The following is a 7,734-nucleotide window of genomic DNA, read 5'->3' on the forward strand; positions in this document are numbered from 1 at the left end:
CCCGGTAACAATTAGGCCGCAGGAGCAGCAGCGGCTGCTGGAGCTTCGGTGCGATGCGATTTCGCTGCATCTTCACGTTGTACCGACTTCATCATCGGCGAAGGAGCGGTTTCCGCTTTCTTCATCTTGACGGTCAGGTGACGCAGCACGGCATCATTGAATTTGAAGGCGGTTTCCAGCTCGACCAGGGTCTCGTTGTCGCATTCGATGTTCAGGCAGATGTAGTGTGCTTTAGCCAGTTTCTGGATCGAGTAAGCCATCTGACGACGGCCCCAATCTTCAACACGGTGCACGGCGCCGCCGCGGGTCGTTACGGTGGTTTTGTAACGCTCGATCATGGCGGGCACTTGCTCGCTCTGGTCCGGGTGGACGATAAATACTATTTCATAGTGACGCATGCAAACTCCCTTAAGGACTGTGAATATAGCCCACCCTGGCGTCAAGACAGGTGTGGGAAGAGGTAAGCCCGCGACTATATCAGCTTTTTATCCAAAAAACCAGCACTGCCCGGCAACAATCCGCCGCGCCCGGAGGGGCTCCATGAAATTATTTCGTGCTAAGCAACAAATTCCCTTGCTTTTCGCTTCACACTGTACAAAAATACAGACTGTCTATATACACAGGCCCAAAGCACTCTATGATCAAGCTCACCGCAAGACAGGAACAAATTCTCAATCTGATCAAGGATGCCATCGAGAACACCGGCTTCCCGCCGACCCGCGCCGAGATCGCCAATGAACTGGGCTTCAAGTCCGCCAACGCGGCCGAGGAGCATCTGCAGGCGCTGGCGCGCAAGGGCGCGATCGAGATCGCCGCCGGCACCTCGCGCGGCATCCGCCTGCTGGGCGTGCACGCCGAGCCGGCCACGCCCAAGGTGCCGGTGTCGCTGATGATGTCGCTGCCGCTGATCGGCCGCGTGGCCGCCGGCTCGCCCATCCTGGCCCAGGAAAACCTGGAAACCAGCTACAGCGTCGATCCGGCCATGTTCTCTTCCCGCCCGGACTACCTGCTCAAGGTGCGCGGCGAGTCGATGCGCGACGCGGGCATCATGGACGGCGACCTGCTGGCGGTCAAGAAGGTGGACAGCGCCAAGAACGGCCAGATCGTCGTGGCCCGCATCGGCAACGACGTCACCGTCAAGCGCTACCGCAAGACCGGCTCCACCGTCGAGCTGCTGCCGGAAAACCCGGACTTCAAGATCATCAAGGTCGATCCGGAAGCCGACGAGTTCGCGCTGGAAGGCCTGGCGGTCGGCCTGATGCGCAGCTGGCACTAGGCCTCTCCTCGCCGGCCGGTTAGCGCTTGCCTGCGGTCTCCGGCAGGTGCGACAGGTCGCGCGCGCTCAAGGCAAGGTCGCCCTGCCGGCCTTCCCATGCGCTCTGCGCCAGGGTGACGGCGTCGGCCTGGCGCTTGGCCTCGTCCGCCACCTGTACGAACACCTGGCTCATCAGCGTCTGCGCGGCGTCCATCTCGGCGTCGGTCATCAGGTCGGCCAGGTCGGCAGGGATGCTCTTGCCGACCGGGAGCGCAGCGTTGTAATTGGCAAGGAACCGGTCGTAGCAGGCGCGCCACGCGGCCAGCGACTGCGCCAGCGCCGGGCCGCCAGTCGCGCCCCGGCGCACCGGGATGTTGGGCGGCTGGCAGTTGAAGCGGGCCAGCGCAATGTCGGCGCCGTCGTAGCGGCTGGTGTAGTACTCGATCTCGGCTTGCCGGGCCAGGCGGCGGGCCTGGTCGCCGGCGAAGGCGCTACTCGACAGCACGGTCAATGCCAGAACCCATGCCGCTCTCATAACGCCTCCCCGCGCTTAGCAAAATTGAAAGCTTAGATTATCACAACTTGACGCTGCGCTCAGCAAGCTTCCAGCGCGCAGGTGAAATCGTCCAGCAGGTCGTCGGTGTCCTCGATGCCGACCGACACCCGTATCAGCGACTCGGCGATGCCCATCGATGCGCGGCGCTCGGCGCCCATTTCGTAGAAGATGGTGTGCGCCACCGGGATGATCAGCGTGCGCGTGTCGCCCAGGTTGGAGGCCGGGATCGCCAGCTTCAGGCGGTTGAGGAAGTCGAAGCAGTCGATGCCGTCCTTCAGCTCAAAACTCAGCAGGGAGCCAAAGCTGCGGAACAGCTCACCCGAGATCGCGTGCTGCGAGTGCGACGCCAGGCCAGGATAGTAGACGGCGGCCACGCGCTCGTCGCCTTCCAGCAGCTTCGCCAGCGCCAGCGCGTTGGCGCAGGTGCGCTCCATGCGCAGCGCCAGTGTCTCGGCGCCGACGGCGATGTGGTGCGCCGCCTCCGGCGCCAGCGAGGCGCCGAAGTCGCGCAGGCCCTTGGCGCGGATCTGCGCCAGCCCCCATTGCAGCGGCGCGGCCTTCTTGTAGTTCTCGTAGATGTTGGCGAACCTGGTCCAGTCGTAGGCGCCGGTGTCGGTCAGGCTGCCGCCCAGCGCGTTGCCGTGGCCGCCGATCGACTTGGTCAGCGCGTTGACCACCAGGCCGGCGCCGACCGCTTTCGGACGGAACAGGTATGGCGTGGTCATCGTGTTGTCGACGATGTAGAGGATGCCGCGCTCCTGGCACAACTGGCCGATGCGCTGCAGGTCCGCCACCTGCGTGCGCGGGTTGGCGATGGTTTCGACGAACACCACCCGGGTCTGCTCGGTGATGGCCGCGGCCACGTTGGCGACGTCGGTGGCGTCGACGAAGGACACGCCCACGCCCTGCGCCATGGTGGTCTGCCACAGGCTGTTGGTGTTACCGAACAAGAACGACGACGACACCACATGGTCGCCCGCGCGCAGCAGCGACTGGAACACGGCGCCGATCGCCCCCATGCCGGTGGCGAAGCAGATCGTGCCGACGCCCTGCTCCATCTTGGTGACCTTGTCTTCCAGCGCGGAGATGGTCGGGTTGCCCTGGCGACCGTAGCGGAAGCCCGGCTCTTTGCCCTGGAATACCGATGCCAGCTGGCGCGCGTCGGCGTAGCCAAAGGCGACCGAGGTGTGGATGGGCTTGTGCAGCGAACCGTGCTCGATGCCTTTCTGGCGGTCGTTGTGCAGGATGGTGGTGGTGAAGCCGTAGTTTTTCTTGTCGTTCATGTTCAAGCAGTCAAAAAAAAAGCCCGGTGCGGAATCAACCGCACCGGGCGCGACATCAGCCTTCGGCGGTCGCGAGATTCAGGTTCAGTTGCGAACGGCCCGCATCCTCGGGGCCGGCGGCCTTCGGATGGTGGCGCGCGTACTCCAGCTTGTCCAGGTAGTCCTTGGAGATGTCGCCGGTGACGTACACGCCGTCGAAGCACGAAGCCTCGAAGTTCTTCAACGCCGGATTGACGTCGGAGATGGCGCGCTTGAGCGCGTCGATGTCCTGGTACACCAGGTGGTCGGCGGTGATCTCGCGGCACACTTCCTCGGTGCTGCGGCCGTAGGCGATCAGCTCGTCGCGGGTAGGCATGTCGATGCCGTACACGTTGGGGAAGATCACCGGCGGCGCCGCCGAGGCGAAGATCACTTTCTTGGCGCCGGCTTCGCGCGCCATCTGCACGATCTCGCGGCTGGTGGTGCCGCGCACGATGGAGTCGTCCACCAGCAGCACGACCTTGTCCTTGAACTCGGAAGCGATGGCGTTGAGCTTCTGGCGCACCGATTTCTTGCGCGCGGCCTGGCCCGGCATGATGAAGGTGCGGCCGATGTAGCGGTTCTTGATGAAGCCTTCGCGGTATTCCACGTTCAGCGCCAGCGCCAGCTGGATCGCGGCCGGACGCGAGGAATCGGGAATCGGCATGACCACGTCGATCTCGCCATCCTTGAATTCGCGCTTGATCTTCTCGGCCAGGTACTCGCCCATCTTCAGGCGGGTGGCGTACACCGAGGCGCCGTCGATGACGGAATCCGGACGCGCCAGGTAGACGAACTCGAACACGCAAGGGTTGAGCGACGGATTGTCGGCGCACTGGCGCGCATGCAGCTGCTTGTCGGCGTCGATGAAGACGGCCTCGCCCGGCGCGATGTCGCGCACGAAGCGGAAGCCCATGCCTTCCAGCGCCACGGACTCGGAGGCGATCAGGTACTCGGCGCCCTGCTCGGTCTCGTTGATGCCCAGGCACAGCGGACGGATGCCGAACGGATCGCGGAAGGCCAGCAGGCCGACACCGGCGATCTGCGCCACGGCAGCGTAGCCGCCGCGCACGCGGCGATGCAGCACGGTCACGGCGTCGAAGATGGTGTCGGCGTCGATCGAGATGCCGGTGGTGGCTTTCTGGATCTCGTGGGCCAGCACGTTGAGCAGCACTTCCGAATCGGAATCGGTGTTGATGTGGCGGCGGTCGTTCTGGAACATTTCCTTCTTGAGCTGTTCCCAGTTGGTCAGGTTGCCGTTGTGCGCCAGGGTGATGCCGAACGGCGCGTTGACGTAGAACGGCTGCGCCTCTTCCTCGCTCGACGAGCCGGCGGTTGGATAGCGGCAGTGACCGATGCCGGAATTGCCTTGCAGCGTACGCATGTTACGGGTACGGAAAACGTCACGAACGAGGCCGTTGGCCTTGTGCATGGCGAACATGCTGCTGTGATTGGTCGCGATACCTGCCGCATCCTGGCCGCGGTGCTGCAGCAGCAGCAATGCGTCATACAGCAGTTGGTTGACAGGTTGATGGGAAACGACGCCGACGATGCCACACATGATGTTGCTCCTGGACTGGGTGCTACTGATTTAAAGAATTCAAAAATTCACATGCTGCGCGATGGCAGCGGGAAGAAAGGCTTTCACCGTATGCGCTCCGGTCTCCGCGAGCGGACTCAATAGCGCATCCTTCCAGAATGCTTGTTGCGGTATCGACGTCATCCCACACAGGATGACACCGGCCAGCACAATTACAAGGCCGCGTCCGAAACCGAACACCATGCCCAGCGCGCGGTCCACCAGGCTCAGGCCGCCGGCATCGAGCAAGGCGCCCAGCGCCATGGCCAGCAGGCCCGTCAAAATCTTCACACCGACGAACAGTGCGATAAACGCAAGGATCAGGCGCAACACCTCGCCCGGCACCACCGGCGGCAGCATCGTCGCCAGCGCGGCGGCGTAAGCGTTGGCGACCACGAAGGCCACCACCCAGCCCGCCAACGACAACACTTCCTTCACCAGGCCGCGCATCATGCCGATGATGACCGACGCGACCAACACAAAAATCACCAGATAATCGAATATCGTCACGTCGGGCGCCTGCTGGATCAGACGGTTTCGAGACGGCCGTTCAGGCCCATGGCGCTCAGCTTGGCACGCACTTTTTCGGCCTCATCCTTGTTGGTGAACGGCCCCACGCGCACGCGGGTGATGTCACCGGATGGCGTCTTTTGCGTGTAGGAGCTGATGCCGGCTTTCTTCAGTTTGTCGCGCAACTCGTCCACCTTGGCCTGGTCGCTCAGCGCGGCCACCTGCAGCACGAACTTCTGGCCCGATTCGGCGGCCGGCTTGGCGGCGGGCTTGCCTTCCAGGATGGCCAGGGCGCGCGCGTCTTCCGACGTCGCGGCCGGCTTGTCAGCCTGCTTGGCGGCCTTGGCTTCGGCCAGCTTGCGCTCGGCTTCCGCCTTGGCCTTGGCTTCGGCCTTCACCTCGGCCTGCTTGCGTTCGACTTCCTGCTTGTAGTCGGCGTCCTGGCGGGCCTTGGCCTCGTTGTCGGCTTTGATCTTGGCGATGGCTTCCGCCTTGGCCTTGGCTTCGGCCTTCAGCTCGGCTTCGCGCTTGGCGGTGTCGACCTTGACGGGGGCAACCGGCGGCGGCGTGACGGGTGCGGCGGCCACGGGAGTGGCGGCGGCTGGCTTCGGTGCTGCGGCCACAGGCGCGGCTGGCTTGGAAGGCTTGACGTCGTCGACGATTTCTTCGCGGCTGTCCAGCGCGGCGCTCTGGGGTACCGGCGCGGCAGGCGCGGGGGCAGGTGTAACTTCGGCCGGCTTGTCCTTGGCCGGGATCTTGATGTCGATGTCGGACGCCAGCGGCTTCGGTTCGGAATCAAGCACCATCGGCAGGCCGATGGCCACGCCCAGCGCCAGCGCGATGGCGCCGACCAGGCGGCGGCGTGCGCGTTTCTTTTCCGGCAAGACGGGATCGTCCGCCTCGCGGTCTTTGCCGCGGCGGGATTTGGCGGAACCATCCGCCGACGAGGCGCGCTTGGAGCGTGCGCGCTCCGTCGCGGCCTGGTCATCTGCGCTGGTGTAATAGCCGCTGTCCTGACCGGCGGCCTCTTGCTTGTTTTTACCGAGTTTCGAGAACAAGCCCATGCGTGATTTCAGTCCTGTGCGTTCAATGGAATGCGGATTTTCGCGCCGCCATGACGCCGGCGACCGTGAGGAAAGATCCAAAGACCACAATTCTATCATTCTCCCCGGCTCGGCTGATCGCATTTGCATACGCTGCGGCCGGATCGTCGAAGATATTGATGGTGCGCTCCGGCCTTTCAGGCTGCACGATCTGGACCTTGGCCGCCAGTTCCGAGGCGCTGGCCGAGCGCGGCGACGGCAGCGTGGCCAGGCACCAGTGGTCCACGTGCTCGGACATGGCGGCGATCACGCCGTCGATATCCTTGTCGTGCATGGAGCCGAACACGGCGTAGGTGTAGGGGTGGAAGCCCATGTTGCCCAGGTTCTGGTTCAGCGCCGAGGCCGCGTGTGGATTATGCGCCACGTCCAGGATCACGGTCGGGCGGCCAGGCAGCACCTGGAAGCGGCCCGGTAGTTCCACTGTCACCAGGCCGGTGCGCACTTCCTGCGCGCCGACCGGCAGCACCAGCTTCAGCGCCTCCAGCGCGGCCAGCACGGCCGAGGCGTTGAGGATCTGGTTGGCGCCGCGCAGGCTCGGGTAGGCCAGCGAGTTGCGGCGCTGCGAGCGGCCGCCGTAGTTCCACTGCTGCTTGTCACCGGAATAGTTGAAATCGCGGCCCATCAGCCACAGATCGGCGCCGATGGCGTTGGCGTGGTCGATCAGCGATTGCGGCGGCACCGGGTCCGAGCAGATCGCGGTTTTGCCGGCGCGGAAAATGCCGGCCTTCTCGAAGCCGATCGCCTCGCGGGTGTCACCCAGGTAGTCGGTGTGGTCGATGTCGACACTGGTGACGATGGAGACGTCGGCGTCGACGATGTTGACCGCGTCCAGGCGGCCGCCCAGGCCGACCTCCAGGATCACGACGTCCATGCCGGCGCCGCTCAGCAGGTGCATGATGGCTAGCGTGGTGAATTCGAAATACGTCAGCGGCGTGTCGCCGCGCACCGCCTCGACCGCGTTGAAGGCTGCCACCAGCACCTCGTCGCTGGCGAGCTCGCCGTTAATGCGGGCGCGCTCGTTAAAATCGAGGAAGTGCGGCTTGATGTACAGGCCCACCTTGTAGCCGGCGCGCATCAGCACCGATTCCAGCATGGCGCAGGTCGACCCCTTGCCGTTGGTGCCGGCCACCATGATGACCGGGCAGCTGAAGGCCAGCTTCAGGCGCTCCTTGACGGCGAGCACGCGGTCCAGGCCCATGTTGATGACGGTTTCGGCGTGGCGCGATTCAAGCAGCGCAAGCCAGGCGGGCAAAGTAGTTGGGAGGTTCGACATATTGGTGGCTCAGAAATGGAAAACGGCGCGCAGGCCGGCATGATAGCCGATTGCGCGCCGCAGCGTGAGGGAGTGAAGGCTTTTTAGGCCAATACTTCGACCGCTTGATTCTGCAGCAGTGCCATCAGACGGGCGATCTCTTCGCGCATCTTGCGGC

The 7,734-nt window shown here is 64.1% G+C and carries 8 protein-coding genes; 1 reads left to right on the plus strand and 7 read right to left on the minus strand.

The genetic code is table 11. The features are described 5' to 3' along the window. Positions 1-11: 11 nt before the first annotated feature. Entirely contained in the window at positions 12-398 is a 387-nt protein-coding gene (rpsF, locus tag AC07WS_RS05675; RefSeq protein WP_028819549.1) for a 30S ribosomal protein S6, read from the minus strand. A 239-nt stretch (positions 399-637) separates the two neighbouring features. Between rpsF and lexA the strand changes: the two genes are divergently transcribed. Beyond that, a complete protein-coding gene (gene lexA / locus AC07WS_RS05680; RefSeq protein WP_008450946.1) occupies positions 638-1,276 on the plus strand; it encodes a transcriptional repressor LexA in 639 nt (212 codons plus the stop codon). Positions 1,277-1,295: 19 nt separating this feature from the next. Here the strand turns inward: lexA and AC07WS_RS05685 are convergent, their stop codons facing one another. Genes AC07WS_RS05685 through folC form a run of 6 tightly spaced genes read right to left on the minus strand, consistent with a single transcriptional unit; the run spans position 1,296 to position 7,577 of the window. Then, positions 1,296-1,790 carry a hypothetical protein gene (locus AC07WS_RS05685; RefSeq protein ID WP_494728123.1) on the minus strand — a complete coding sequence of 165 codons (495 nt, stop codon included), beginning with the start codon at positions 1,788-1,790 and terminating at the stop codon, positions 1,296-1,298. A gap of 59 nt (positions 1,791-1,849) precedes the next feature. Continuing rightward, positions 1,850-3,094 (minus strand): cystathionine gamma-synthase family protein, encoded by a 1,245-nt coding sequence (locus AC07WS_RS05690; RefSeq protein WP_494728124.1) that lies wholly within the window; start codon positions 3,092-3,094, stop codon positions 1,850-1,852. A gap of 55 nt (positions 3,095-3,149) precedes the next feature. Beyond that, positions 3,150-4,673 (minus strand): amidophosphoribosyltransferase, encoded by a 1,524-nt coding sequence (purF, locus tag AC07WS_RS05695; protein WP_494728125.1) that lies wholly within the window; start codon positions 4,671-4,673, stop codon positions 3,150-3,152. A 39-nt stretch (positions 4,674-4,712) separates the two neighbouring features. After that, a complete protein-coding gene (locus AC07WS_RS05700; RefSeq protein ID WP_494728126.1) occupies positions 4,713-5,201 on the minus strand; it encodes a CvpA family protein in 489 nt (162 codons plus the stop codon). A 17-nt stretch (positions 5,202-5,218) separates the two neighbouring features. After that, complete coding sequence (locus AC07WS_RS05705; RefSeq protein ID WP_494728127.1) at positions 5,219-6,265, minus strand: SPOR domain-containing protein; 1,047 nt, start codon at positions 6,263-6,265, stop codon at positions 5,219-5,221. Positions 6,266-6,287: 22 nt separating this feature from the next. Further along, positions 6,288-7,577, minus strand: a complete 1,290-nt coding sequence (folC, locus tag AC07WS_RS05710) for a bifunctional tetrahydrofolate synthase/dihydrofolate synthase (RefSeq protein ID WP_494728128.1) — start codon at positions 7,575-7,577, stop codon at positions 6,288-6,290. Positions 7,578-7,734 lie beyond the last annotated feature (157 nt).

The sequence above is a fragment of the Duganella sp. GW821-FHT01E12 genome, assembly GCF_059422325.1.